This is a genomic window from Pseudomonas sp. B23(2017) (assembly GCF_002113725.1).
GTDB classification, from domain to species: domain Bacteria; phylum Pseudomonadota; class Gammaproteobacteria; order Pseudomonadales; family Pseudomonadaceae; genus Aquipseudomonas; species Aquipseudomonas putida_Z.
In genome coordinates this window covers 1-25,436 of the sequence record NZ_NEJM01000012.1, presented here as the reverse complement: position 1 = coordinate 25,436, position 25,436 = coordinate 1, and the positions used below count along the sequence as shown (strand labels likewise).

The 25,436-nt window shown below is 64.6% G+C and carries 21 protein-coding genes; 9 read left to right on the top strand and 12 right to left on the bottom strand.

The genetic code is table 11. The features are described from left to right. Positions 1-120: 120 nt before the first annotated feature. Genes waaF through CAG46_RS18695 form a run of 7 tightly spaced genes read left to right on the top strand, consistent with a single transcriptional unit; the run spans position 121 to position 7,081 of the window. On the top strand, positions 121-1,170 hold the full coding sequence (gene waaF / locus CAG46_RS18725) for a lipopolysaccharide heptosyltransferase II (RefSeq protein WP_013970536.1): 1,050 nt from the start codon (positions 121-123) through the stop codon (positions 1,168-1,170). Continuing rightward, positions 1,171-2,229: a lipopolysaccharide heptosyltransferase I gene (gene waaC, locus CAG46_RS18720; RefSeq protein WP_015268679.1), complete on the top strand. Its 1,059-nt coding sequence runs from the start codon at positions 1,171-1,173 to the stop codon at positions 2,227-2,229. It abuts the gene before it with no gap. After that, positions 2,229-3,353, top strand: coding sequence for a glycosyltransferase family 4 protein (locus CAG46_RS18715; RefSeq protein ID WP_013970538.1), 1,125 nt, complete (start codon positions 2,229-2,231; stop codon positions 3,351-3,353). Before waaC ends, CAG46_RS18715 begins: the two co-directional genes overlap by 1 nt. After that, complete coding sequence (gene rfaP, locus CAG46_RS18710; RefSeq protein ID WP_025337411.1) at positions 3,350-4,156, top strand: lipopolysaccharide core heptose(I) kinase RfaP; 807 nt, start codon at positions 3,350-3,352, stop codon at positions 4,154-4,156. Before CAG46_RS18715 ends, rfaP begins: the two co-directional genes overlap by 4 nt. After that, positions 4,156-4,890, top strand: coding sequence for a lipopolysaccharide kinase InaA family protein (locus CAG46_RS18705; RefSeq protein WP_025337412.1), 735 nt, complete (start codon positions 4,156-4,158; stop codon positions 4,888-4,890). The genes rfaP and CAG46_RS18705 overlap by 1 nt, the downstream gene beginning before the upstream one ends. Next, a complete protein-coding gene (locus CAG46_RS18700) occupies positions 4,887-5,639 on the top strand; it encodes a lipopolysaccharide kinase InaA family protein (protein WP_025337413.1) in 753 nt (250 codons plus the stop codon). The genes CAG46_RS18705 and CAG46_RS18700 overlap by 4 nt, the downstream gene beginning before the upstream one ends. Further along, positions 5,639-7,081, top strand: a complete 1,443-nt coding sequence (locus CAG46_RS18695; RefSeq protein ID WP_085618450.1) for a lipopolysaccharide kinase InaA family protein — start codon at positions 5,639-5,641, stop codon at positions 7,079-7,081. Before CAG46_RS18700 ends, CAG46_RS18695 begins: the two co-directional genes overlap by 1 nt. Here CAG46_RS18695 and CAG46_RS18690 read toward each other — a convergent pair. From CAG46_RS18690 to CAG46_RS18655, 8 genes are all read right to left on the bottom strand, one after another. After that, positions 7,042-9,861, bottom strand: coding sequence for a dermonecrotic toxin domain-containing protein (locus tag CAG46_RS18690; RefSeq protein WP_085618452.1), 2,820 nt, complete (start codon positions 9,859-9,861; stop codon positions 7,042-7,044). The genes CAG46_RS18695 and CAG46_RS18690 overlap by 40 nt on opposite strands. A gap of 66 nt (positions 9,862-9,927) precedes the next feature. Next, the gene (locus tag CAG46_RS18685; RefSeq protein WP_015268683.1) at positions 9,928-10,113 is read right to left on the bottom strand and encodes a hypothetical protein; all 186 of its coding nucleotides are present in this window, start codon (positions 10,111-10,113) and stop codon (positions 9,928-9,930) included. Further along, positions 10,110-11,222 carry a PepSY domain-containing protein gene (locus tag CAG46_RS18680; protein WP_085618454.1) on the bottom strand — a complete coding sequence of 371 codons (1,113 nt, stop codon included), beginning with the start codon at positions 11,220-11,222 and terminating at the stop codon, positions 10,110-10,112. Before CAG46_RS18680 ends, CAG46_RS18685 begins: the two co-directional genes overlap by 4 nt. A gap of 141 nt (positions 11,223-11,363) precedes the next feature. Next, positions 11,364-13,799 (bottom strand): TonB-dependent siderophore receptor, encoded by a 2,436-nt coding sequence (locus tag CAG46_RS18675; RefSeq protein ID WP_085618456.1) that lies wholly within the window; start codon positions 13,797-13,799, stop codon positions 11,364-11,366. 219 nt (positions 13,800-14,018) lie between these two features. Further along, the gene (locus CAG46_RS18670; protein ID WP_085618458.1) at positions 14,019-14,975 is read right to left on the bottom strand and encodes a FecR domain-containing protein; all 957 of its coding nucleotides are present in this window, start codon (positions 14,973-14,975) and stop codon (positions 14,019-14,021) included. Next, positions 14,972-15,490, bottom strand: a complete 519-nt coding sequence (locus tag CAG46_RS18665) for an RNA polymerase sigma factor (RefSeq protein WP_015268687.1) — start codon at positions 15,488-15,490, stop codon at positions 14,972-14,974. Before CAG46_RS18665 ends, CAG46_RS18670 begins: the two co-directional genes overlap by 4 nt. 227 nt (positions 15,491-15,717) lie before the next feature. Then, positions 15,718-16,428 (bottom strand): PolC-type DNA polymerase III, encoded by a 711-nt coding sequence (locus tag CAG46_RS18660; RefSeq protein ID WP_025337421.1) that lies wholly within the window; start codon positions 16,426-16,428, stop codon positions 15,718-15,720. Continuing rightward, positions 16,425-18,362, bottom strand: coding sequence for a DUF294 nucleotidyltransferase-like domain-containing protein (locus CAG46_RS18655; RefSeq protein WP_085618461.1), 1,938 nt, complete (start codon positions 18,360-18,362; stop codon positions 16,425-16,427). The genes CAG46_RS18660 and CAG46_RS18655 overlap by 4 nt, the downstream gene beginning before the upstream one ends. Before the next feature lie 116 nt (positions 18,363-18,478). Here CAG46_RS18655 and CAG46_RS18650 point away from each other — a divergent pair, with 116 nt between their 5' ends. Next, the gene (locus CAG46_RS18650; RefSeq protein ID WP_025337423.1) at positions 18,479-19,018 is read left to right on the top strand and encodes a response regulator; all 540 of its coding nucleotides are present in this window, start codon (positions 18,479-18,481) and stop codon (positions 19,016-19,018) included. Positions 19,019-19,165: 147 nt separating this feature from the next. On the opposite strand, the gene CAG46_RS18645 is transcribed toward CAG46_RS18650, so the two are convergent. Next, positions 19,166-21,343: a malate synthase G gene (locus tag CAG46_RS18645; protein ID WP_085618463.1), complete on the bottom strand. Its 2,178-nt coding sequence runs from the start codon at positions 21,341-21,343 to the stop codon at positions 19,166-19,168. Positions 21,344-21,794: 451 nt separating this feature from the next. Between CAG46_RS18645 and CAG46_RS18640 the strand changes: the two genes are divergently transcribed. After that, positions 21,795-22,313 (top strand): glycine cleavage system protein R, encoded by a 519-nt coding sequence (locus CAG46_RS18640; RefSeq protein ID WP_085591348.1) that lies wholly within the window; start codon positions 21,795-21,797, stop codon positions 22,311-22,313. A 330-nt stretch (positions 22,314-22,643) separates the two neighbouring features. Here the strand turns inward: CAG46_RS18640 and rarD are convergent, their stop codons facing one another. From rarD to CAG46_RS18625, 3 genes are all read right to left on the bottom strand, one after another. After that, positions 22,644-23,531 carry an EamA family transporter RarD gene (gene rarD / locus CAG46_RS18635; protein WP_013970552.1) on the bottom strand — a complete coding sequence of 296 codons (888 nt, stop codon included), beginning with the start codon at positions 23,529-23,531 and terminating at the stop codon, positions 22,644-22,646. A 64-nt stretch (positions 23,532-23,595) separates the two neighbouring features. Then, positions 23,596-24,570 carry a serine/threonine protein kinase gene (locus CAG46_RS18630; protein ID WP_085618465.1) on the bottom strand — a complete coding sequence of 325 codons (975 nt, stop codon included), beginning with the start codon at positions 24,568-24,570 and terminating at the stop codon, positions 23,596-23,598. 111 nt (positions 24,571-24,681) lie between these two features. Beyond that, the coding region (locus CAG46_RS18625; protein ID WP_143493563.1) for a TOBE domain-containing protein at positions 24,682-25,436 on the bottom strand (755 nt) is incomplete at its 5' end.

The window sequence follows — 25,436 nt, the reverse complement described above, 5'->3', positions numbered from 1 at the left end:
TCTGCAATCAGCGACGGATATGCCTGAGTGGTACACTGTCCGCCACATAGCCTGAATATAAAGAGGGGAGGCCAGGCTGTACCGCAGCCTGTAGCCTCCCCGAGCGTTTCTGGACTAAGCATGAGAATACTGATCATTGGCCCCAGCTGGGTCGGCGACATGGTGATGGCGCAGACCCTGTTCCAGTGCCTGAAACAGCAGCACCCCGACTGCGTGATCGATGTGCTGGCCCCCGAGTGGAGCCGGCCGATCCTCGAACGCATGCCCGAGGTCCGTCAGGCCCTGAGCTTCCCGCTCGGCCACGGCGCACTGGAACTGGCCACGCGGCGACGCATCGGCAAGTCCCTGGCCGGCCAGTACGACCAGGCCATCCTGCTGCCCAACTCGCTCAAGTCGGCGCTGGTGCCGTTCTTTGCCGGTATCCCCAAGCGCACTGGCTGGCGTGGCGAAATGCGCTTCGGCCTGCTCAACGACGTGCGCAAGCTGGACAAGGCCCGCTACCCGCTGATGATCGAGCGCTTCATGGCCCTGGCCTACGCGCCCGGCGCCGAGCTGCCGCAGCCGTACCCGCGCCCCAGCCTGCAGATCGAAGCGCAAAGCCGCGACGCCGCCCTGGCCAAGTTCGGCCTGGAGCTGGACCGCCCGGTGCTGGCGCTGTGCCCCGGTGCCGAGTTCGGCGAGGCCAAGCGCTGGCCGGCCGAGCACTACGCCACCGTGGCCGATGCGATGATCCGCCAGGGCTGGCAGGTGTGGCTGTTCGGCTCGAAGAACGATCACCCGGTTGGTGAGCAGATTCGCGACCGGCTGATCCCGGGCTTGCGTGAAGAATCGTCCAACCTGGCCGGCGAAACCTCGCTGGCCGAGGCTATCGACCTGATGTCCTGCGCCCATGCCGTGGTGTCCAACGACTCGGGCCTGATGCACGTGGCCGCCGCGCTGAACCGCCCGCTGGTGGCGGTGTACGGCTCGACCTCGCCAGGCTTCACCCCGCCGCTGGCCGAGCACGTGGAAGTGGTGCGCACCGGCATCGAGTGCAGCCCGTGCTTCGACCGCACCTGCCGCTTCGGCCACTACAACTGCCTGCGCTTGCTGGAACCGGGCAAAGTCATCGCTGCCCTGCACAGCCTGACCGGGCCGGACCTGATCGATACCGTGGCCGAGGTCGACTAAGTGCGGGTACTGATCATCAAGACTTCGTCGCTGGGTGATGTGATCCACACCTTGCCGGCGCTTACCGATGCCGCCCACGCCATCCCGGGTATCCGCTTCGACTGGGTGGTGGAAGAAGGCTTCGCCGAAATCCCCAGCTGGCACCCGGCGGTCGACCAGGTGATCCCGGTGGCCATTCGCCGCTGGCGCAAGAACCTCTGGCAAACCATCAAGAGCGGCGAGTGGAAGGCGTTCAAGCAACGTGTACGCGAGCGCAAGTACGACCTGGTGATCGACGCCCAGGGCCTGGTCAAATCGGCCTGGCTGACCCGCTACGTGAAGGCGCCAGTGGCCGGCCTGGACCGCTACTCGGCCCGCGAAGGCTGGGCCAGCCGCTTCTATGACCGGCGCCTGTCGGTTGCCACCGGCCAGCACGCGGTGGAGCGGGTGCGCCAGCTGTTCGCCATGGCCCTGGCCTACGACCTGCCGGAAGGCATCGGCAACTACGGCCTCGACCTCGAGCGCCTGCAACTGCCGCCGGCCGCCCCCTATGTGGTGTTCCTGCATGGCACCACCTGGGCGACCAAGCACTGGCCCGAAGCCTACTGGCGCGAACTGGCCGAGCGCATGGGCCGGCGCAAGCTGGAAGTGCGCCTGCCGTGGGGCAACCCGGCCGAGAAGGCGCGGGCCGAGCGCATCGCCCAGGGCTTGAACAACTGCCAGGTGCTCCCCAAATTGAACCTTGCCGGCGTCGCACGCGTGTTGGCGGCGGCAAAAGCCTGCGTGGCGGTCGATACCGGCCTCGGCCACCTGGCGGCGGCACTCGATGTGCCCACCATTTCGCTGTTCGGCCCGACCAACCCGGGCCTGACCGGCGCCTACGGACGGACCCAGATTCACCAGGCCAGTGACTGGCCCTGCGCGCCCTGCCTGCAGAAGAAGTGCACCTACAAACCGAGCGCCGACGACCTGCGCCGGTTCGATCTGAAACGCGAGTGGCCATTGTGCTTCACTCGCCTGAATCCCGAGCATGTGGCGAGCCGCTTGAGCGCGTTGCTGCTGGCTGAGGATGTCCGTTGATGCAACTGGCTTTCGTGCTTTACAAATATTTCCCCTTCGGCGGGCTGCAGCGCGACTTCATGCGCATTGCCCTGGAATGCCAGAAGCGGGGCCACCAGATCCGTGTGTACACGTTGATCTGGGAGGGTGACATTCCGCCGGGCTTCGAAGTGCTGGTGGCGCCGGTGAAGGCGATTTTCAATCACCGCCGCAACGAGAAGCTCAGCGCCTGGATGGCCGCCGACCTGGCCAAGCGCCCGGTCGACCGCCTGATCGGTTTCAACAAGATGCCTGGGCTGGACGTGTACTACGCCGCCGACGGCTGCTTCGAGGACAAGGCGCAGACCCTGCGTGGCGGCCTGTACCGCCGCTGGGGCCGCTACCGGCACTTTGCCGAGTACGAACGTGCGGTGTTCGCCAAGGACGCCCATACCGAAGTGCTGATGATTTCCGAAGTGCAGCAGCCGCTGTTCATCAAGCACTACGGCACCCCGGTGGAGCGTTTCCACCTGCTGCCGCCGGGCATTTCCCAGGACCGCCGCGCGCCGGCCAATGCCGGCGAAATCCGCGCCGAGTTCCGCAAGGAATTCAATCTGGGCGATGACGACCTGCTGCTGGTGCAGATTGGTTCGGGCTTCAAGACCAAGGGCGTTGACCGCAGCCTCAAGGCCCTGGCCGCACTGCCGTCGGCCCTGCGCAAGCGCACCAGGCTGATGGTGATCGGCCAGGATGACCCCAAGGTGTTCCAGCTGCAAAGCGCTACCTTGGGCCTGGGCGAGCAGGTGCAGTTCCTCAAGGGCCGCAGCGACATCCCGCGTTTCCTGCTGGGCGCCGACCTGTTGATCCACCCGGCGTACAACGAAAACACCGGCACTGTGCTGCTCGAGGCGCTGGTGGCCGGCCTGCCGGTGCTGGTCTCCAAGGTGTGCGGCTACGCCCACTACATCGCCGAGGCCGACAGCGGCCTGGTGCTGGACGAGCCGTTCGAGCAGGAACAGCTCAATGGTTACCTGCAGCGTATGCTCGAAGACCAACAGGCCCGCGCCAGCTGGTCGCGCAACGGCCTGGCGTTTGCTGAAACCGCCGATCTGTACAGCATGCCGCAGCATGCCGCCGACGTGATCCTGGGGCAGGAGTCCGCATGAAGCTGATACTGGCCGAACCGTTCAAGCGCCTGTGGGCCGGGCGTGATGCCTTCGATGCCGTGGAGGCGCTGCAAGGCGAGGTCTATCGCGAACTGGAAGGGCGCCGCACGCTGCGCACCGAGGTCGCTGGCGAGGGCTTCTTCGTCAAGATCCACCGCGGCATTGGCTGGGGCGAGATATTCAAGAACCTGCTTACCGCCAAGCTGCCGGTGCTTGGCGCCGGCCAGGAATGGCAGGCCATCCAGCGCCTGCACCAGGTTGGCGTGCCGACCATGACTGCCGTCGCCTATGGCGAGCGTGGCAGCAACCCAGCCGCGCAGCACTCGTTCATCATCACCGAAGAACTGGCGCCGACCATCAGCCTGGAAGACTTCAGCATCGACTGGGTCAGGCAGCCGCCCGAGCCGCGCCTGAAGCGCGCGCTGATCGCCGAAGTGGCGAAGATGACCGGCGGCATGCACCGCGCGGGGGTCAACCACCGCGACTGCTACATCTGCCACTTCCTGCTGCACACCGACCGCCCGGTGACGGCGGACGACTTCAAACTGTCGGTGATCGACCTGCACCGCGCGCAGACCCGGGCGAAAATCAGCCGCCGCTGGCGCGACAAGGACCTGGCCGCGCTGTACTTCTCGGCGCTGGACATCGGCCTGACCCAGCGCGACAAGTTGCGCTTCCTGCGCGGTTACTTCCAGCGCCCGCTGCGGCAGGTCCTGAAGGATGAAGCCGCGCTGCTCGCCTGGCTGGAGCGCAAGGCGCAGAAACTCTATGACCGCAAGCAACGTTATGGGGATGCACTCTGATGGCGGGGTGGACACTGGCGCCGGGCTACGAACACCTGGCGGCGGACTTCGGCAGCCTGGAAGCGGTATTTGCCCTGCAAGGCGAGCGCCTGACCCGCGACCCGATCAGCGAGGTGGTGCGTATCGAGCGTGACGGGGTCAATTACTACGTCAAGCGCTACACCGGGGCAGGCAAGCACATGCGCCGTTACCTGGGCCGGCCGCGGATCAAGGCCGAATGGCAGAACCTCAAGCAGTTCGACAAGTGGGGCATCCCCACTGCCGAAGTGGTGGCCTGGGGCCTGGAGCGCAATGGCCTGGCCTTTGGCCGGGGGGCCATGATCACCCGCGAACTGCCGCGCACCGAAGACCTGTCGGCGCTGGCCGAGCGCAACGATGCACGCCTGGCCGATCGCGCCTGGGTCGGGCATGTCAGCAGCCAGCTGGCGCGCCACACCCGGGTCATGCACCAGCACCACTTCGCCCATAACGACCTGAAATGGCGCAACCTGCTGGTCGACGACCAGGGCACGCTATTCTTCATCGACTGCCCCACCGGCGATTTCTGGCGCGGCTTCATGTGGCGGCACCGGATGATCAAGGACTTGGCGTGCCTGGACAAAGTGGCCAAATACCACCTGTCGGCAACCCAGCGCCTGCGTTTCTACCTGCAATACCGTGGCCGCGACCGGCTGAATGTGCGTGACAAGAAGCGCATTCGCCAGGTGGTGAGCTTTTTCGAGGGAAGGGAATGACCGATTACCTGGCCAGCGCGGACCTCGCGCTGCTCAAACGCCATGGCCTGGATGACTTCGAGGCGTTGTGGGCACTGCAACTGGATGCCGTGGACGAACCGAACACCGGCCGCGGAGGCTGGAGCAGCGTGTTCCGCCTGGAGCTCGAAGGCAAGGGCTACTACCTCAAGCGCCAGAGCGACTACCTGACCCGTACCCTGCACCGGCCATTCGGCGAGCCGACCTTCGCCCGCGAATTCCGCAACATCAGCCGTTACCAGAAGTTGCAGATTCCGGCCTTGCAGGCGGTGTTCTATGGCGAGCGCAAGAAAGGCGGCACGCACCGGGCGATCCTGATGACTCGCGCCCTGGACGAATGGGCCGACCTCGACAGCCTGCTGGCCCAGTGGCCACAACTGAGCGATGCTGAACGCAATGGCGTCCTGCAGGCCTGCGGCCAGCTGGCGCGCACCCTGCACAGCGCCGGCCAGGTGCATGGCTGCTTCTACCCCAAGCACATCTTCCTGCGCCAGCGCCGCGAAGGCTGGGACGCGCAACTGATCGACCTGGAGAAGACCCGCCCCCTGCTGTTCGGCATGCGTGACCGTCTCAAGGACCTGGAGCCGCTGCTGCGTCGTGCCCCGGTCTGGAGCGAGCGTGATGTACGTACCTTGCTGGCCAGCTACCTGGCGCAGCCTGCCGATGGCACGCTGGTCGATACCTGGCTGCAACGCCTGACGCAACGCCGTCGTGAAAAAGAGGCCCGCTGATGCGTTTGTCTGAATTGAAAGAGGCCGGGCGCAGCCCCTCGTTGCCCCTGAGCATCACCCTGGCCGATGCCGCCGGCACGGCCGACCTGCAATTGCTCAGCCTGCTGCGCGTGCTGCCGGGCCAGCGCTATGTGGGCGCCGGCGTGTGGCGCGGTACCCCGGTGCTGGCCAAGCTGCTGGTCGGTGGTAACGCTGCACGGCATTTCCAGCGCGAACTGCAGGGCGTGAAACTGCTGGCCGAGCAGGGCCTGACCACGCCGAAGCTGCTGGCCGACGGCCTCAAGGAAGGCGAGGGCGGCTGGCTGCTGTTCGAATTCCTCGACGGCGCCGAAAGCCTGGCCGATGCCTGGGCGGCAGTGGAGAGCTTGCCGGTATTGGCCGACGAGCAGCACCTGGTGCTGGGCGAGGCGCTCACCGCAGTGGCGCACATGCACGCCCGGGGCCTGTGGCAGGAAGACCTGCACCTGGACAACCTGCTGCGCCACGGCGGCAAGCTGTATCTGATCGACGGCGCCGGTATCAAGGCCGAAACGCCTGGCCAGCAGCTGTCGCGCCCACGTGTGCTGGAAAACCTGGGGGTGTTCTTCGCCCAGCTACCCAAGCGCCTGGAGCCGTTCATCGAAGAACTGCTGGTGCACTACCTGCTGGCCAACGCCGAGCATGCGCTGCCGCTGGAAGCCTTGCAGAAGCAGGTGGACAAGGTGCGCAGCTGGCGCCAGAAGGATTATCTGGAAAAGGCTGGTCGTGAATGCAGCCTGTTCAGTGTCGAGCGCAGCCTTTCGGGCTTGCGGGCAGTCCGCCGCGACGAGGTCGAAGCCATGTTGCCGGTGCTGGAACAGGCCGACGCGTTGATCGATCAGGGCCACCTGTACAAGACCGGCGGTGCGGCCAGTGTGGCGCGCATCGAGGTTGGCGGCCGCACACTGGTGCTCAAACGCTACAACATCAAGAACACCGCGCACTGGTTCAAGCGCTTCTGGCGCCCGAGCCGGGCCTGGCATTCCTGGATCGAAGGCCACCGCCTGGAATTCCTCGACATTGCCACGCCGCGTCCACTCGCGGTGCTGGAGCAGCGGGTGATGGGGCTGCGAAGCCGTGCCTATCTGGTCACCGAGTATATCGATGGCCCGGACCTGGCCGAATGCTTCGCGCCCTACGTGGATAACGGCGATGCGCCCGAGGAGCAGGTGGATGCCCTGGTGCATGTGATGCAGCAACTGATTCGCGAGCGTATCAGCCACGGCGACTTCAAGGGCCACAACCTGTTCTGGCACAACGGCCAGTGGTCGCTGATCGACCTCGACGCCATGTGCCAGCACGCCACCCAGCTCAGCTTTGCCCCGGCCTACGCCCGTGATCGGGCGCGGCTGCTGCGCAACTGGCCGAGTGGCAGTGCCTTGCATCAGCGGCTGGACCGGCTGCTGCCCAAGCTGGCCGAGTAATCCGCCGGCAGTGCCAGCCAGTCGCTGCTGCGGCCTGGCTGGCGCACGCGAATGCGCCATTGGCCGCCCTGTTGGCGCAGTACTGCCCAGGCGTGGACTGCGCCCAGTGCCTTCTCGGGCAGCAGCAGATGGTAATGCCCGGCGAGCAGGTGCCGACGAACCGGCAACTGCTGGTCACCCAGCTGCAGATAGAGTTGCCCCCCGGCGTCGTGCAGGTCGGCTTCCCCTGCCACCGGTTCGCCCTCGAGCGGCGGTTGCAGGCGTACCTCTTCCAACAGCTGGGCTACGTCAGGTAGCCCGTCATGCCATAGCACGATGGAATCGACCACCCAATTGCCATTGCGCAGCCGTTTGATCGGCAGCTGCGCGTAGGCATCCGGCTGCCTGGGGTCGAGCACCCGCCAGCGATAGCCGTCGAAGTGGACGTTGTACAACCGCCCCTGGCTGTCCTTGACGAAGTAACGGTCCGGGCCTGGCACGCTGTTGATCTGTTCGTACACTTCCTCGCCATGAACCCCGTCGATCCGGTAGCGCAGCTTGCTCACATCCACAGCCGCTTCGTGGGTTTTCGGCAGTGGGCGCGGGGGTTGCGGTGGCAGGCCGCGCATCGCCCTGCGCATGAGGGGCGAGCCAGCGAAACTGGACAACCCGTCGGCGCTGTGGCTCAAAGCGGCCATGGCGTGGTGGAAGGTTGCTGCGTAATCCTCTTTTTCCAGGGCTTCGAAGCCGTCCCACAGCGAAATCGACATACGGCCGAAGGCCAGGGCTGACATTGTCGGGGCCGGTAGCACGAGGCTGATCATGTCGAGAACCAGGCGCAGCGTCGACAGCCCGTACTCGCCGAGCAGCTCGCGGTTGCTGCGGCTGTTGGTATCGGCCTCGGCGATCATGGCGTGGACCTGGGCCTTGTAAAGGGCATCGAAGAGGTTGCCGTTGATCATTGGCCTTTGCACATATGGCCCGAGGCGGCCCTTGCGCACCAATTTGTCGAGCCGCTTGCCATCAGCCAGAGGCGCGCGCTGGATCAGGTACTTTCGCAAGGACGGCGTGCTGCGAAGGGTTCTGAGCAGCGCCCGGGTATCGGGGTATTCACGCCATGCGCGCCGGTCGGGTGCGTCCGGTGTATACAGCACCAGCGACGGGTGGTTGTCGCTCTCGGCATTGAGCAGCAGCACCCCTTGCAGCGTGTGCCCGTCGATGATCAGCTGGCGCACCGCGATACGATGCTCGTCGATGGTAGGGCGCCAATTGTTGTCGGGGTGGTCGGTGACGGCTTTGACCCAGCGATAGCCTCGCTCGTGGGTATCGTTCAGAAAGTGCCTGGCATAGCGGGCCTTGGCCGCCTCGGCGCGCATGCGGGCGCGGTTCATGTTGCCGTGGCATTGCATGCGCCAGCGCGCACCGGGAGACTCCAGCAGGTGGGTTCGCAGGTAGCGGATGTAGCCACTGCCTGCGTCAAGCTCGCGCACCAGGCGCTTTACCCCTTCTGCGGATATCGATTCCAGCGTGGAACCGTCTTCGTGGTGTATTCGGGCAGTCAGCCAGTAATCGACGTCGAACCAGCCGATGTTCAACAGGGCCAGCTCGTCCAGGCGGTAGGTGGTGGTTACCAGCTCAATGGTGCCACCTACATGGCGACGGTTGGCAACGGCCACGTAACCCGAAGGTGCCAGCGGGTTGATCAGCGGGCCGGTGCGGTGTGCAAGCGTGACGGTTATGCAGACTTTTTCGGCAGGCAAGTCGATGGAGAATTCGCGCCGCAGCGCCTTGCCAAGGCGTTCGCGCACCCATGCCAGCAGGTGGTGGCGATTGCCGAACGCCTCCAGGGTCAAAAGGCCGGGTGCAGCAGCCTGGGTGATGGCCCCGGCGAGCTCCTGGATCGTTTGCATGATGTGCGTCAGGCTTTGCGTGGAGCTCTGGCGCAGCCAGGCGGGAAGGTGTTTTTCCAGCAGCAGCGCATAACGGGTGGACAACGCATATTGGCTGCCCATGAGATCGGTCAGTGACTGCTGTTTGGACAGGGTGCTTTTCAGTGCCGGCAGATCCGGGTTCTGGTCAAGCGCCCAGGCGGCGTGCCAGGCGATGGTGAGCCTTTGGTGCTGCGCGTCGATCACGTCAGTGGTCTGTTGTTCGACCAGGTCGCCGGTAAACCACTCGTAGCGCAGCCGGTCGGCACACCGGACCAGTTGCTGGTCCTGCAGGCGGGGTAGCAGTTGCAGCATTGGCCGGCTTTGCATGGGGTCGTCCAGGCGCTCGCACAGCTCCCTATGCAGTTCGGCCAGGTTGGCGAAGCCTTCAACGCCATGAGAAACGCTGCACAGCAGTGCCTGGCCTGTGGCTGTTGCAGGCTCGGCAACGGCCCCTTCCGGTGCGTCTGCCACCAATACCAGCACGCCGGGTAACGGCAACCGGCCATGGGGCCTTGAACGGTTGAATACCGGCCGATAAACCTGGGCCCGGTGGGTGTCTGGCAGGTGGTTGCGCTGCCAGGGTAGTGGCAGCTCCAGGGAGGTGCGCAGCAGGCTGATGTGGCTGTAGTCCAGGGTCTGGTCGGCGAGGCGCAGCTCCAGTTCGGCCAGAAGTTGCTCATGACGCAGTTCGCGCAGCTGCTGGACGCGGCTGTGGCCTGCTTCGACAGGGTCGTTCCAGAACGCTGCCAGGTCACCAAAAAAACGCTGACGCATGGCGGCCGGTTCCGTTTCGCCCGCCAGTTCGGGTTTGCCTTGCTCAAGGGCGATGAGTTGTTGATCGAGCGCTTCGAGGCGCTGCAAAGGTGTCATGGTATGGCTCCTTGGAAAATGGGAGCCAACCATGTCGCGGCAAAAGAGGGTGCGGGTATTACCCGGTTACTGCCGTGGACGAGGGTAGAAACCTTGCAGGCCGAGAGCTGCCGACACCCCCAGGCCGAGCCAGGCCAGGCTGTCCCAGACCCCGTCCCCCAGCAAGGCGGCAAACAGCCCCACGGCAGTGAGCAGGGCCACGACCATCGGCCAGATGAAGATGCGCCAGGTCGGCTGTGACTTGTGGCTCATGCACGCGCCTCCCGCTTCGTGCGTTGTTTGCCCCACCACAGGTACAAGCCGCTGCCGAGGACGATGATGGTCAGCACATCGAGTAGCGCCCACAGGATTTGCATTGGCCGGCCGCCGTAGTCGCCGAAGTGCAGTGGTTGCGACAGGCCCATGGCATCCATGTACCAGGGGCGTTCGCCGACGGCGGTCACCGCCAGTGTTCGTGCATCGATCAGCACGGGCGTGAGCAGGTGCGAGGTCAGGTGCGTGGCGCCCTTCATGAACACCGCATAGTGGTGCTCACTGGAAAAGCGTGTGCCGGGGAAGGCGATGAAGTCCGGGCGCATGCCGGGGGCGGCCTGTTCGGCGATGGTCAGCAGGTGGGTGGCCGGGGCGCGTTCGGTGAGCGGTGGGGCATCACGGTATGGGGCAACCATGGCGGCCAGGCTGTCGTTGCGCCAGGCGGCGATGACCAGGTCCGACAGCGCGCTGATGACACCGGTCACGCCTACCGTCAGAGCCCAGGCCAAGGTGACCACGCCGATCAGGTTGTGCAGGTCGAGCCAGCGCAGGCGACGGGATTTGCCGTGGCGCACCGTGCCGAAGTCCAGGCGGCGCATGAACGGTGCATAGAGCACGGTGCCGGAGATGATCGCCACGACGAACAGCACGCCCATGAAGGCCAGCAGCAGCTTGCCGGGCAGGCCGGCGAACATGTCCACGTGCAGGCGCAGCATGGTCATCATGAAGCCGCCGTTGGCGGCCGGCATGGCCACGGCTTCACCGGTGCGGGCGTCGAGCATGAAGGTGTGCGACGAATTGGGTTCGGTGCCGGCGGTGGCGGCGGTTATGGCCACTACGCCGTTGGCTTCGTCCTCGTCGTAGCCGAAGTACTGCATGACCTCGCCGGGGCGGTGCTGCTCGGCCTTGATCACCAACTGCTGCAGGTCGAGGTGTGGTGTATCGGCCGGCATTTCCCGCAGTTCGGGGGCGTCGCCGAGCAGGTGTTCGAGTTCGTGGTGGAAGATCAGCGGCAGGCCGGTGACTGCCAGCAACAGCAGGAACAGGGTGCAGACCAGGCTGCTCCAGGTGTGGATCACCGACCAGCGGCGGATGGTTGGGCTTTTCATCACGGTACCGATTTTTGCCTGTTGGAAGCTGGGGCTGCTGCGCAGCCCTTTCGCGACACAAGGCCGCTCCTACAGGGGAGCACGTTTTCCTGTAGGAGCGGCCTTGTGTCGCGAAAGGGCCGCAAAGCGGCCCCCGTTCACTCAGAACTTGTAATTGACACTGGCTACGACGTTGCGCTCATCGCCGTAGTAGCAGTAGTACCCGTCACAGGTAGACAAGTAGTCCTTGTTGAACAGGTTCTTCGCATCCACGGCTACGGTCACCCCCTTGAGGGTGCTGTTCAGGCGGCCCAGGTCGTAGTGCACCGATGCGTCGTAGACGGTGTAGGACCCCACATGCCCCCAATCGGTGTTAGTGGTATTACCGTAGGTGTCGCCCACGTAGCGCACGCCAACGCCGACCCCAAACCCATCCAGTGGTCCGCTGTGCCAGGTGTAGTCAGCCCAGGCAGTGGCCTGGTTGCGCGGCACCTGCGCCATGCGCTTGCCTTTCTCGTCACTGGTGCCTTTGATGATTTCGCTGTCGTTGTAGGTGTACGAGCCCACCAGTTTGAGGTTCTCGGTCACATCCGAGGTAGCCTCCAGCTCCAGGCCTTTGACACGCACTTCGCCAACCTGGCGGGTTACACCACCCTCGGTCACCGACATGTTCTCCTGCGTCAGGTCGAACACAGCAGCGGTGAACAGGCTATTGCTGCCTGGAGGCTGGTACTTGATGCCCAGTTCGTATTGCTTGCCTTCGGTCGGTTTGAAGGCATCGGTGCTGTTGACGGTGGAGCCGGTGGCGGCCTGGAACGACTCGGCATAGGAGATGTAAGGCGTCAGGCCGTTATCGAATACATAGCTGAGTGCTGCGTTACCACTGAATTTCTTGTCGCGTTGGGTGTTGGTGGCATCGCCTTGGTTGTGGAAGGTGGTGCCGGTGTGCACCCAGTCCTCACGGCCACCAAGGGTCAGGCGCCAGTTGTCCAGGGCCATCTGGTCCTGGATATACAGGCCGGTCTGCTGGGTTTTCTGGTCGTAGTCGTACATGTCGAAGTACTGAACGTTCGAGAAATCCTGACCGTAGATTGGGTTGTGGATATTGCTCGGTGGCACACCAGCCGAGCCCCAGCGCCAGCGGGCATTGCTGTCCGAGCGCTGGTGGTCGAGACCCAGCAGCAGGGTATGGGCAACCTGGCCGGTCTGGAAGTCGGCCTGGAAGTTGTTGTCCAGGGCGAACTGGGAGATGTCCTCCTCGACGATACCGGCGGTGCGTTGCACGGTGCCATCGGCGCTGACAGCTTCGTCCGGGCCGTCTGGCCAGATCGAGCCACCGGCGGTAATGCCCTTGAAGTCCAGTTCGTTACGCGCGTAGCGCAGGTTCTGACGGAACTGCCAGGTATCGTTCAGGCGGGTCTCGAACGCATAGCCCAGGTGGTAGTAGGTGCGGTCGTAGGACTCCCAATCCGGGTCGCCCAGGTTCTTGTGGTGCGAAATCTTGCCTGCGGGGCTATCCAGCTTGGTGCCTTGCAGTGGCAGGAACTGGCCGGTGATGCCGGTGTCATCGCGGGTGTACTGGCTGATGAACGTCAGCTTGGTATCGTCGTTGATGTTCCAGGTCAGGCTGGGCGCGATGTTGTAGCGCTTGTCCGGGATGTGGTCTACCGGCGCACCGCTGTCACGCACGGTGCCGCTCACTCGGTACAGGAACTGGCCTGCATCGTCGAGCTTGCCGGTGCTGTCGAAGTTGATCTGCTTGTGGTTGTTGCTGCCAACCTGGGCTTCGACTTCGTGGCTGCTTTCCAATTGCGGCCGACGGCTGGTCATGTCCAGCAGGCCGCCTGGTGGTGTCTGGCCGTAGACCGAAGAAGCCGGGCCGCGCAGCACGGCGATGCGCTCCAGGTTCCAGGGTTCGATCTTGGGGGTGGCGTAGTTGCCCTTGGGCAATGGCAGGCCATCGAGGAACTGGGTAGGCTCAAAACCACGTACCAGCAACCAGTCGCTGCGCGAGTCGGAGCCATAGCCGCTGCTTTGCACGCCAGCGGTGTAGCGAAGGGCATCGTTCAGGCTGAGCACCGGCCGGTCTTCCATCTGCTGGCGGGTGATCACGCTTACCGAGCGGGGGAGTTCGGCGATGGCGGTGTCGGTCTTGGTGCCAGCTGCTGTCCGGGTCGCGGTGTAACCCTCTACCGGTCCCCAGGCGCTTTCATAGTTGGAAGTCGCATTGATCGCAGTCTCCGGCAACGCCAGTGTCCCTTCCGGCGTAGCCACCAGGCTGTAGCTGCCCACGCTGCTTTGCTGCAGCTGCAGGCCGGTGCCGCGCAGGGCGGCCTGCAGGGCACCAAGGCCATCGTACTGCCCGCTCACCGGGGCCGAGGTGCGGCCGCTGACCAGTGCCGGGTCGATGGCCAGGGTGATGCCGGCCTGGCTGGCGATCTGGTTGAGGGTGGTGGCCAGCGGGGCGCTGGGCAGGTCGTAGGCGCGCTGAGCGGATTGCTCGGCGGCGAACAGGGCAGGGCTGGCCAATGGCGCGGCCACGGCGATGGCCAGGGCCATCAGGCTGGGGCGCAGGATACGATCAACAGCACGGGACATGCAGCGGCTCCTCGACGGATAAGTGCTTTCTGCTTCCTTGCCGAGCGAGATTTGAAAAGTGACAGGGCGAATCTGAAAAAAATTGAGAATTATTTGAAATTGGTTTTTGCCTGTACCGGCCCTTTCGCGGGTAAACCCGCTCCCACAGGGATCGCGGGGGCTTTGAGGCTGGTGCAATCCTGTGGGAGCGGGTTTACCCGCGAAGAGGCCGGTGCAGGCCTACTTCGGAACGACGGTCACCCACCACGGCGTATGCCGCTCGACCTTCACCGGCAGTGCCGGCACCAGAGACGACAGTGCCAGGTCGGTGTCGGTCAGCGGGAAGCTGCCGGTCACCCGCAGGTCGGCGACTTGGTCGTCCACCCCGAGGTAACCGCTGCGGTACTGGCCGAGCGCGGCCAGCAGGTCAGCCAGGCGCACGTTGTCCACCACCAGCATGCCGCGGGTCCAGGCGTCGGCACCGGCTGGCACCGTGCCGATCCGGCCAAGGCCGTTGGCGCTCATCAGCACCTGCTGGCCTTCGCGCAGCACCTGTTCGTCGCCGCTGTTCAGCGGCATGGCGGCGACCGAGGCTTGCAGCACTTCCAGGCGCGTGCCGTCCTCCTCGCGGCGTACCAGGAAGCGCGTGCCCAATGGGCGCAGGCGGCCATCGTCGGTGCGCACCAGCAGCGGGCGCGGGTCCTGATGGCCGGTTTCGACCGAAATCTCGCCCTGGTGCAGCACGATCACCCGTTGCTCGCCGGCGTAGTCGATATCCACGGCAGTGTGGCTGTTCAGGCTCAGCAAGGTGCCGTCTTCCAGGCGCAGGGTACGCAGCTCGCCGGTGGCGGTTCGCTGGTCGGCCAGCCAGTAGCTCGGTGCCAGCGATGGTGCGCCGACCCAGGCCAGCAGCGAGCCCAAAAGAAACATGCCAGCCAGCCCGCCGCCGACCTTGCCGATGCGTCGGCGCAGGCCGGCGCGCGATTGCAGCAGGGCCTGGCGTGCCGGGCCGGCAGCGGCGCTCACGCGCTGGTCCATGGCGCCGAGCTGGCGCCAGGCGCGGGCGTGCTCCTCGCTGGCGGCATGCCAGCGCATGAATTCGCTGCGCTCGTCGGGTGTGCCGCTGCCGTTGTCGAGGCTGATTTTCCAGGCAATGGCGGCTTCCAGCACCCGGGACGAAACCGGTGCACTGCTCACGTCGGCTCCCCGTACAGGGCCACGTAGCACTGGCGCATGCCCTGGGCGATGTACTGGCGCACCCGCGACACCGAAACCCCCATGCGCTCGGCGATTTCGGCATGGCTCATACCGTCCAGGCGATTGTGCAGGAATGCTGCGCGGGCCTTGCTCGACAGCTTGCCGAGCAGGCGGTCGATGGCCTTGAGGTCCTCGAGGATCAGGTGCTGCACTTCCGGGGAAGGTTGTTCGGCTTCCGGCATCAGGGCCAGTTCGGCCAGGTAGGCCTGTTCCAGCGCGGCGCGGCGGAAGTGGTCGAACATCAGGCCTTTGGCCACGGCGGCCAGGAATGCGCGGGGTTCGCGGGGCGTATCCAGTTGCGCACGGCCGAGCAGGCGCACGAAGGTGTCCTGGCTCAGGTCTTCGGCACGTTGGCGGCAGGCCATGCTGCGTTGCAGCCAGGCGAGCAGCCAGCCGCGGTGGTCGCGGTACAGCGCACCGACCAGATCGGCGTGTGGGCTCTGTGCAGAAGACAAGCAGCGTCCCCCCGGAACGAATGCATTAACTAACGATAATTATTCGCGATTGTTGCAGAGGGGAGGGGGTGGGTGCAATGGACGCTTATCGGATGGCCATCATGGAAAAGGCAGGTGGCCAATCGCCGGCAAGCCAGCTCCCACAGGAAACGCGTTGATTCTGGAACTTGTGCAGTACCTGTGGGAGCTGGCTTGCCGGCGATTGGCCCTGTCAGGTCAATACAAATCTACAGGCCGTGGTTGTGCGCCTTGCGCCTGCGCCACCCGCGCAAGCGCTGCTCCAGCTGCAGCGGGCTGTCCAGCTGCTGGCGGCGGGCCTGGCTGAACAGGATCAGCGCCAGCTCGGCGGTCACCAAGGCATCGGCGCTGGCATGATGGCGCTCCTCTACCTGCAGGCCAAACCGCGCCACCCAGTCATCCAGCCCGGCCTCGCGCAGCACTGTGTCGGGGTTGAGCATCGGTGCCAGCTCGGCAACATCAAGGAAGGGCGAGTGCAAGCGATAGCCCAGGCTTTCCTTCAGTGCACGGGCCAGCATGCGCTGGTCGAACGGCGCGTGGAATGCCAGCACCGGGCTATTGCCAATGAAGTCGAGCAGGTCGAGCAACGCCTCGGCCGGGTCGCAACCGGCAGCCAGGGCACTCGGGCCCAGGCCATGGATCAGCACGCTGGCGTTGGTCTTCTGCAAAGGCCGGTGCAGGGTGCGTTCGAACTGCTGGGCAAAGTCGATGGCGCCATCTTCGATGGCCACGGCGCCAACCGACAGCACCTGGTCACGGTTGGGGTTCAGGCCGCTGGTCTCCAGGTCGAGCACCACCCAACGCTGCTCGCGCAGGGTACACACCCCCAGGGGCGCGGCCTTGGGCAGTCGGGCCAGGCGCTGGCGCGTGGCATGGTCCAGTTCGGGCGCACTGGGGCGCAGCCAGGCGAACAGGCTCATAGCTGGTACCGCAAGGCCAGGCTGCTTTGCAGGCGCTGGGCCTGGCGCAGCGACTCGCGCAGGATGCGCCGGTCCAGGTGGTTGAGGCTGTCCGGGTCCAGGCGGTTGGAATAGGGCAGGTTGTCGCGGGTCTGGCGCTGGTGCTGCTGCATGCGGGTTTGCTGGATGAAGTGGTAGGCCTCTTCATACGCTGCGCCGTCCAGTGCTTCGATCACGCCATTGGCCACCAGCTGGCGCAGGCGTTCCAAGGTATTGCAGGCACCGATGCCGTTGGCCAGGGCCAGCAGCCGGGCACCATCGACGAAGGGCGTCAGGCCCTGGACCTTGAGGTCGAGGGTGGCAGCCTTGTCGTTGCCCTGGCGGGTCAGCACGAACTCGCGCAGGCGGCCCACCGGCGGGCGCTGGCGCAGGGCGTTGTCAGCCATCATGCGCTGGAAGATGCGGTTGTCGGCCACCTGGTCCAGCAGGCCCTGGCGCAGCTGCTCGCAACCTTGCTCGTCGCCCCACACCACGCGCAGGTCGAAATAGATGCTCGAGCCCAGCAGGTTCTCCGGGCTGGCTTCACGGACAAAACCGGCAAAACGCCGCGCCCACTCACTACGCGACAGGCACAGCTCTGGGTTGCCGGCCATGACGTTGCCCTTGCACAGGGTGAAGCCACACTGGGCCAGGCACTGGTTGATGTATTGCGCCAGCGGCAGCAGGCGTGCGCGGATGGCGTCGGCTTCGGCGCCGTCGGCGGCTTCGAAGAGGATGCCGTTGTCCTGGTCGGTGTGCAGGGTTTGTTCACGTCGCCCTTCGCTGCCAAAGCACAGCCAGCTGAACGGCACGCCCGGGTCACCGCGCTCGGCCAGCGCCAGTTCGATCACCCGGCACACGGTGTGGTCGTTGAGCAGGGTGATGATCTGGGTGATCTGCGTGGAGGACGCGCCATGGGCCAGCATGCGCTCGACCAGTTGGCTGATTTCGCCGCGCAGCGAGACCAGGGTATCCAGGCGTGGCGCATGGCGGATGGTGCGCGCAAGGTGCACCAGGTCGACCCGTTGCAGGGAAAACAGGTCGCGCTCCGAAACCACACCGCACAGGCGTCGGTTTTCCACCAGGCATACGTGGGCGATATGCCGCTCGGTCATGGCCATGGCTGCGTCGAAGGCGCTGGCCTGGGGGCTGAGGTAGAACGGTTGGGCGGTCATGTGCCGCGCGATGGGCGCGCCCAGGTCGGCATCGGCCGCAGCCACCACCTGGCGCAGGTCGCGCAGGGTGAAGATACCGGTGGGGTAGCGCTGCGGGTCGACCACCACGATGCTGCCGACCTGCTGCTCGTGCATCAGCCGCACGGCGTCGCGCAGGGGCGTGTCGGGGCTGCACACCACCGGGTGGCGCATGGCCAGTTCACCCAGTGGCGTGTTCAGCGAATATTGGGTGCCGAGGGTTTCCACCGCGCGCTGGCGTACCTGCTGATTGACCTGGTCGAGCAGGCTGCTGACGCCGCGCAGGGCAAAATCCCGAAACACTTCCGACATCGAGAACACGCGGATGAACGCGGCCTTGTTCAGCTGCAGGCAGAAGGTGTCCTCACCGGCCAGGTGCTCGGTACGGGTCGCTCGCTCGCCGAGCAGGGCAGCCAGCGGGAAGCATTCGCCGCTGGTGATTTCGAAGGTGGTCTCCACACCAGGCTTGACCAGGTGCTGGCGCTCACCCACCACGCGACCCTGCTTGACGATGTAGAAGTGCTCGACCGGCCCGTCGGCAGGTTTGACGATGCTTTCGCCGCTGGCATAGAAGCGCAGCTGGCACTGTTCGACCAGGTAGGCCAGGTGGCTGTGTTCCATCTGGTTGAACGGCGGAAAACGCTGCAGGAACTGCAGGGTGCCCTGGATGTTCTGCAGCACTGCTGTCCTGCCCGCCTGGCTGTAGGCGTCCTTTTTGCTCATGAAACTGACCGTATCGCTATGCCGAACTATATATATCTATATATAGGTGCCGGCCATGTTGTTCTCTGCCTCCATGGTCGGCTTGCGGCGGGGTGGTGCCCATTGGACGTAAGTCTATGAGCGCCCCTGTCAAAGACCCGACGAAAGGCCAACCGGGTTACGCAAGTTCTGCGGTCCTAATGCTGAAGCGGAATTTTTTTGACGAGATGAGCATGCCTGAGCAACACGACATCCTGAGCGACGCCGAGCGCGAGGCATTGGCAGTCGTAAGTGCGCCTGTGGCAGCCAAGCCGTTGGTGCTGGTGGTGGATGACAATGCAGTGAACCGTGAGGCGCTGATCCTGTACCTGAAAAGCCGGGGGATCGACTGTGTCGGAGCGGATGGGGCCGAGGAAGCCAGGCTATACCTGCACTACCAGCAACGAATCGGCTTGATGATCACGGATTTGCGCATGCAGCCCGAGGATGGCCTGGACCTGATCCGGCAGATTCGCGAGTCGGAACGGGCGGCGTTGTCGATCATCGTGGTGTCGGGCGACACCGATGTGAAAGAGGCGGTGGACGTGATGCACCTGGGGGTTGTGGATTTTCTGCTGAAGCCGGTCGATCTGGACAGGCTGCTGGAGCTGGTGAAGAAAGAACTGAAGATCGAGTAGTGCAGGAGTGGGGCTGCTTTGCAGCCCTTTCGCGACACAAGGCCGCTCCTACAAGTACTGCGCCAGACCTCAGCCTTGCGCGGTACCTGTAGGAGCGGCCTTGTGTCGCGAAAGGGCCGCAAAGCGGCCCCCTGTCGCAGATGTCGCTTACAGCCCGTTACGCGCCTTGAACTCGCGGCGACGGCGGTGCAGTACCGGCTCGGTATAGCCGTTCGGCTGCTTGCCACCTTCCACCACCAGCTCTACCGCAGCCTGGAACGCGACGTTGTCGTCGAAGTTTGGTGCCATCGGGCGATACAGGGCGTCGCCGGCGTTCTGCTGGTCGACCACCACGGCCATGCGCTTGAGGCTTTCCAGTACCTGCTCCTGGCTGACCACGCCATGGCGCAGCCAGTTGGCCAGCAGCTGGGCCGAAATGCGCAGGGTGGCGCGGTCTTCCATCAGGCCGACGTTGTTGATGTCCGGCACCTTCGAGCAACCCACACCCTGGTCGATCCAGCGCACCACGTAGCCGAGGATGCCCTGGGCGTTGTTGTCCAGTTCGTTGCGGATCTCTTCGGCCGACCAGTTGGTGTCGGCGGCCAGCGGGATGGACAGGATGTCGTCCACCGACGCCGGGGTACGCGAAGCCAGTTCACGCTGACGCGCCTGTACGTCCACCTTGTGGTAGTGCAGGGCATGCAGGGTGGCGGCGGTCGGCGACGGCACCCAGGCGGTGTTGGCACCGGCCAGCGGGTGGGCGATCTTCTGCTCGAGCATGGCTGCCATCAGGTCGGGCATGGCCCACATGCCTTTGCCGATCTGCGCACGGCCTTGCAGGCCGGTGGCCAGGCCGACGTCGACGTTGTTGTTCTCGTAGGCACCGATCCACTTCTCGTTCTTCATGGCGCCCTTGCGCACCACGGCGCCGGCTTCCATCGAGGTGTGGATTTCATCGCCGGTGCGGTCAAGGAAGCCGGTGTTGATGAATACCACGCGCTCGGCTGCGGCCTTGATGCACGACTTGAGGTTGACCGTGGTACGGCGCTCCTCGTCCATGATGCCGACCTTGACGGTGTTGCGCTTCATGCCCAGCAGGTCTTCGACCTGGCTGAAGATCTCGGCGGCGAAGGCTACTTCCTCCGGGCCGTGCATCTTCGGCTTGACGATGTACACGCTGCCGCTGCGGGTGTTCTTGCGGCTGGTGTTGCCATTGAGGTTGTGCAGGGCGATCAGGTTGGTGAACAGACCGTCCTGGATGCCTTCGGGGATTTCGTTGCCTTGGGCGTCGAGGATCGCCGGGTTGGTCATCAGGTGGCCAACGTTGCGCACGAACAGCAGCGAACGACCGTGCAGGGTCACGCTGCCGCCGTTGGGCGCGGCGTACTCGCGGTCCGGGTTCATGGTGCGGGTGAAGGTCTTGCCACCCTTGCTCACGCTTTCGGCCAGGTCGCCTTTCATCAGGCCCAGCCAGTTGCGGTAGACGATCACCTTGTCGTCGGCGTCGACGGCGGCAACCGAGTCTTCGCAGTCCATGATGGTGGTCAGCGCCGATTCCATCAGGATGTCTTTCACGCCGGCGGCGTCGGTGCTGCCGACCGGGGTGCTGGCGTCGACCTGGATTTCGAAGTGCAGGCCGTTGTGCTTGAGCAGCACGGCAGTCGGCGCGGCGGCATCGCCATGGAAGCCGATCAGCTGGGCGTCGTCACGCAGGCCGCTGTTGCTGCCACCTTTCAGGGCAACTACCAGCTTGCCGCCTTCGATGCGGTAGCCGGTGGAGTCGACATGCGAGCCGGCCGCCAGTGGCGCGGCTTCGTCGAGGAAGGCGCGGGCGAAGGCGATGACCTTGTCGCCACGTACCTTGTTGTAGCCTTGGCCTTTCTCGGCGCCGCCTTCATCGCTGATGGCATCGGTGCCATACAGCGCGTCGTACAGCGAACCCCAACGGGCGTTGGCGGCGTTCAGGGCGAAGCGGGCGTTCATCACCGGTACGACCAGCTGCGGGCCGGCCATGTGGGCGATTTCTTCGTCCACGTTCTGGGTGGTGGCCTGGAAATCGTCGGCTTGTGGCAGCAGGTAGCCGATTTCCTGGAGGAATGCTTTGTAGGCTACGGCGTCGTGGGCCTGGCCTTTGCGTGCCTGGTGCCAGGCGTCGATCTTGGCTTGCAGCTCGTCGCGCTTGGCGAGCAGGGCTTTGTTCTTTGGAGCGAGGTCATTGATGATCTTCTCTGCACCCGCCCAGAACTGCTCGGCGACGATGCCGGTCCCCGGGATGGCTTCGTTGTTCACGAAGTCGTACAGGACCTTGGCGACCTGAAGGCCACCGACTTGAACGTATCCAGTCATTGCTTGCCTCACTCTGCTCAGCTATTTCGCTCTTCTGTATTAAGCCTGTAGCGCTTCTCTAAACACGGCACCAGTGCATGCCCCCGAGTAAAGCCCCGAGCGCGGCTGGGTGCGGCCTGCCAGACCGGCTGGCAGACAGTGTGCGTATTTTCACAGGCGCCTTGGCAGACATCCAAACGACGTTTTGTAGTCCGCGCCACGGGATACTACATGAAGCAGTAGGCGGGGCAAAATCAGACTAAAAGCGCCGTTATGCGACCCGTTGGTCGCGTATGGTCACGCTGGGAGTGAGTATGTTCGCAAAAAACAGGTGGATTGTTCCAGATAAATCTTGAAACAGTACACGATTCGTTATGCGGATTGCCCTGCGGCAGGTTGCCGCGCCTTGCCTATACTGAGTCGATCCCCCGATTTTCTGCCGCACGGCGCGGTCCGACACGAGGAAGGGCTTGTGGATCATCTTGTACTGACTGTGATTGCCCCTGACAAGGCCGGCCAGGTCGAGCGCATTGCCCAGTGCATCGCCGACCACAGTGGCAACTGGCTGGAGAGCCGCATGTCGCGCATGGCCGGGCAGTTTGCCGGCATCCTGCGGGTGGCGGTGCCGGCGGAAAACTACGACGAGCTGGTGGCTTCGCTGCAGGGGTTGGTCCGATATGACATTCGCGTGCTGATCGCCGAGAGCGGCATCGAGCCGTCGTGTACCTGGAAGCCGATTGCCATGGAGCTGGTAGGTAATGACCGGCCGGGGATCGTGCGTGATATCACCCGCTTGCTGGCGGACCTGGGGGTGAACCTTGAGCGGTTTACCACTGAGGTGCGGCCGGCGCCCATGAGCAGCGAACCGCTGTTCCATGCCGATGCCTTGCTGGCATTGCCGTTGACCCTGTCGCTGGAGGATTTGCAGCAGAAGCTGGAGAGCCTGGCGGACGACTTGATGGTGGAGTTGAAGCTGCGGCCGGAGGATTGATCCGAGATTGCCGGGCCGCTTCGCGGCCATCGCGACACAAGGCCGCTCCTACAAGGGTTACGCGTTCCCCTGTAGGAGCGGCCTTGTGTCGCGATGGGCTGCAAAGCAGCCCCCTGCGGTTATCCCGATATCACGGGGAAGGCCCTGTGGATAACCTGGGGGTTCCCCTCTCCAGCCCAGACCGCGCGCGCCTTACACGGCTTTGATCAAAAAACACCCAAAAATCAGCAGCTTGTGCACAAAGCACGGGGACGAGGGTGTGGATAACCTTTGGAGATGTCTCTGCAGGCCACGAATTACAAGGCCTGCAGAGTTGTGATCATTTTTTGATCAGCTACGCTTGCGCAAACTGACCCACGCATCGACGCTGTAAATCGCCAAACCCGCCCAGATGAACATGAAAGCCACCAAGTTGCTCGACGACAAGTGCTCATCGAACAGCAGCACCGCCTGCAGCAGCACCAGGGTCGGCGCCAGGTACTGCAGGAAGCCCAGCGTGGTATACGGCAAGTGCCGCGCGGCAGCGTTGAAGCACACCAGCGGCACCAGTGTCACCGGCCCCGCAGCCATCAGCCACAACGCTTCGCTGCTGGTGTAGAACGCGCCCTGTGCACTTGTCGCCGCCGGGTGCAGCAACAGCCAGCCAAGGGCCAGCGGTACCAGCATCCAGGTTTCCACCACCAGGCCCGGCAGTGCTGCGACCGGTGCCTGTTTGCGAATCAGCCCATAGAAGCCGAAGCTCAGCGCCAGCACCAGCGACACCCACGGCAGGCTGCCCACCTGCCACACCTGCTGGGCCACACCCACGGCGGCCATGGCCACGGCCAGCCACTGCAGGCGGCGCAGGCGCTCGCCGAGAATCAGCATGCCCAGCAGCACATTGATCAGTGGGTTGATGTAGTAACCCAGGCTGGCCTCGAGCATGCGCCCGTTGTTTACCGACCATACGTAGGTCAGCCAGTTGCCGGCGATCAGCGCCCCGCTCAGGGCCAGGATGCCCAGCCGGCGCGGGTTGTCACGCAGTTCACGCCACCAGCCTGGGTGTTTCCACACCAGTAGCAGCAACGAGCCGAACAAAGCCGACCAGAGCACCCGGTGGACAATGATCTCCACCGCCGGGACGCTCTGGATTGCCTTGAAGTACAGGGGGAACAGCCCCCAGATGATGTAGGCGCTGAGGCCCAGTAGGTACCCGCGACGCGGGTTTGCAGCGTGCATGCAGAATCCTTGCTTAGGTAGCTAAATAAAGCGACGCCTATTGTAGACAGAGGCGGGCGTGCTTCTAGAACAATTTCAGTGGCGCTTCATCCAGTGCGGCCATTTGCTCGCGCAGGGCGAGGATCTGGTCTCCCCAGTAGCGTGGCTGGCCGAACCAGGGGAAGCTCGGCGGGAATGCCGGGTCGTCCCAGCGCCGCGCCAGCCAGGCGCTGTAGTGCAGTTGGCGCAGGGCGCGCAGGGGCTCGATCAGGGCCAGCTCGCGCGGGTCGAAGACGTGGAACTCGTTGTAGCCGTCGATCAGTTCGGCCAGTTGCCCCAGGCGTTCCTCGCGGCTGCCGGCCAGCATCATCCACAGGTCCTGCACCGCCGGGCCCATGCGGCAGTCGTCGAGGTCGACCACGTGGTACACCTCGTCGCGGTGCATCAGATTGCCGGGGTGCAGGTCGCCATGCAGGCGGATGAGCTGGTGCGGCGTGCGGGCATAGATGTCCTCCACCCGCTTGAGCAGGTCGCGCGCCACCGATTCGAACGCTGGCAGCAGTTCGCGGGGGACGAAGTCGCCTTCCAGCAGGGTATTCAGCGAGGCATGGCCGAAGTTGTCCACAGCCAGCGCTTCGCGGTGCTCGAACGGTTTGCTGGCGCCCACGGCGTGCAGGCGGCCGAGCAACTGGCCGAGGCGGTAGAGCTGGTCGAGGTTGCCCGGCTCTGGCGCGTGGCCGCCGCGGCGGGGGAACAGGGTGAAGCGGAAGCCCTGGTGTTCGAACAGGGTGCGGTCGTTGTGCTGCAGCGGGGCGACCACCGGCACTTCGCAGTCGGCCAGTTCGGCGGTGAAGCTGTGCTCTTCGAGGATGGCCGCGTCGCTCCAGCGGCCTGGGCGGTAGAACTTGGCGATCAGCGGTTGCGCGCCCTCGATGCCCACCTGGTAGACGCGGTTTTCGTAGCTGTTCAGCGCCAGCACCCGGGCATCGCTGAGAAAGCCCAGGCTTTCCACGGCGTCCAGGACCAGGTCGGGGGTGAGGGTGTCGAAGGGGTGGGACATGGTGGCTCCGGGGGTAGGCGGCGTGGGGGCCATGGTAGCGCGTTATGCCTGTACCGGCCTCTTCGCGGGTAAACCCGCTCCCACAGGTGCATCGTTTCCCTGGCGGCCAGGCTATGCAGGAATCCCAAGCAATACATAAGAGGGATGAAATTGAACCCGCACCGAACTGCCTGCTGTCACCCGCTGGCCAGCCAACCAATCCGTCTCGGCAAACGCACACAACGTCTGCCCATTCCCCAACGCCAACCGGACCTCACCAGGCCCATCAGCCTCCACCAGTACCTCCTCCACTGTCGCCCGCAGGCAGTTACTCCCCGCTTCGGCCTGTTCCTCGTCGGCCAGCAACCTCACCCACCCCGCCTTGAGCAGCGCCACTACCGTCGTCCCCAGCGTCAGCTCCAGCCGTGCGGTGCTGTCGTGGGTGATCAGCGCCTCAATCTCCAACCCTCCGCCCAACGCCAGGCTGACGCGATCATGCCGTCCCTCGCGGCGCAGGCCACTGACCTGGCCCTGCAACTGGTTGCGCGCGCTGGTACGCAGCATCAGCCGGCCGAGCAGGTCGAGGTCGCTCGACTCCTCGGCCGCTTCGAGGATTTGCGCCTGAAGGGCCTGCAGCCTCTGATACAGGCGCAGCACCCGCTGGCCTTCCGGCGACAGACGGGCACCACCGCCACCACGCCCGCCGGTACTGCGCTCGACGAGGGGCTGGCTGGCCAGGTTGTTGAGTTCGTCGATGGCGTCCCAGGCGGCCTTGTAGCTGATGCCCGCAGCCTTGGCGGCGCGGGTGATCGAACCTTCTTCGGCAATGTGCTGCAGCAGCGCGATGCGCTGGGGGCGGCGGGCGATGTGCTGGGTGAGGTGGGGGG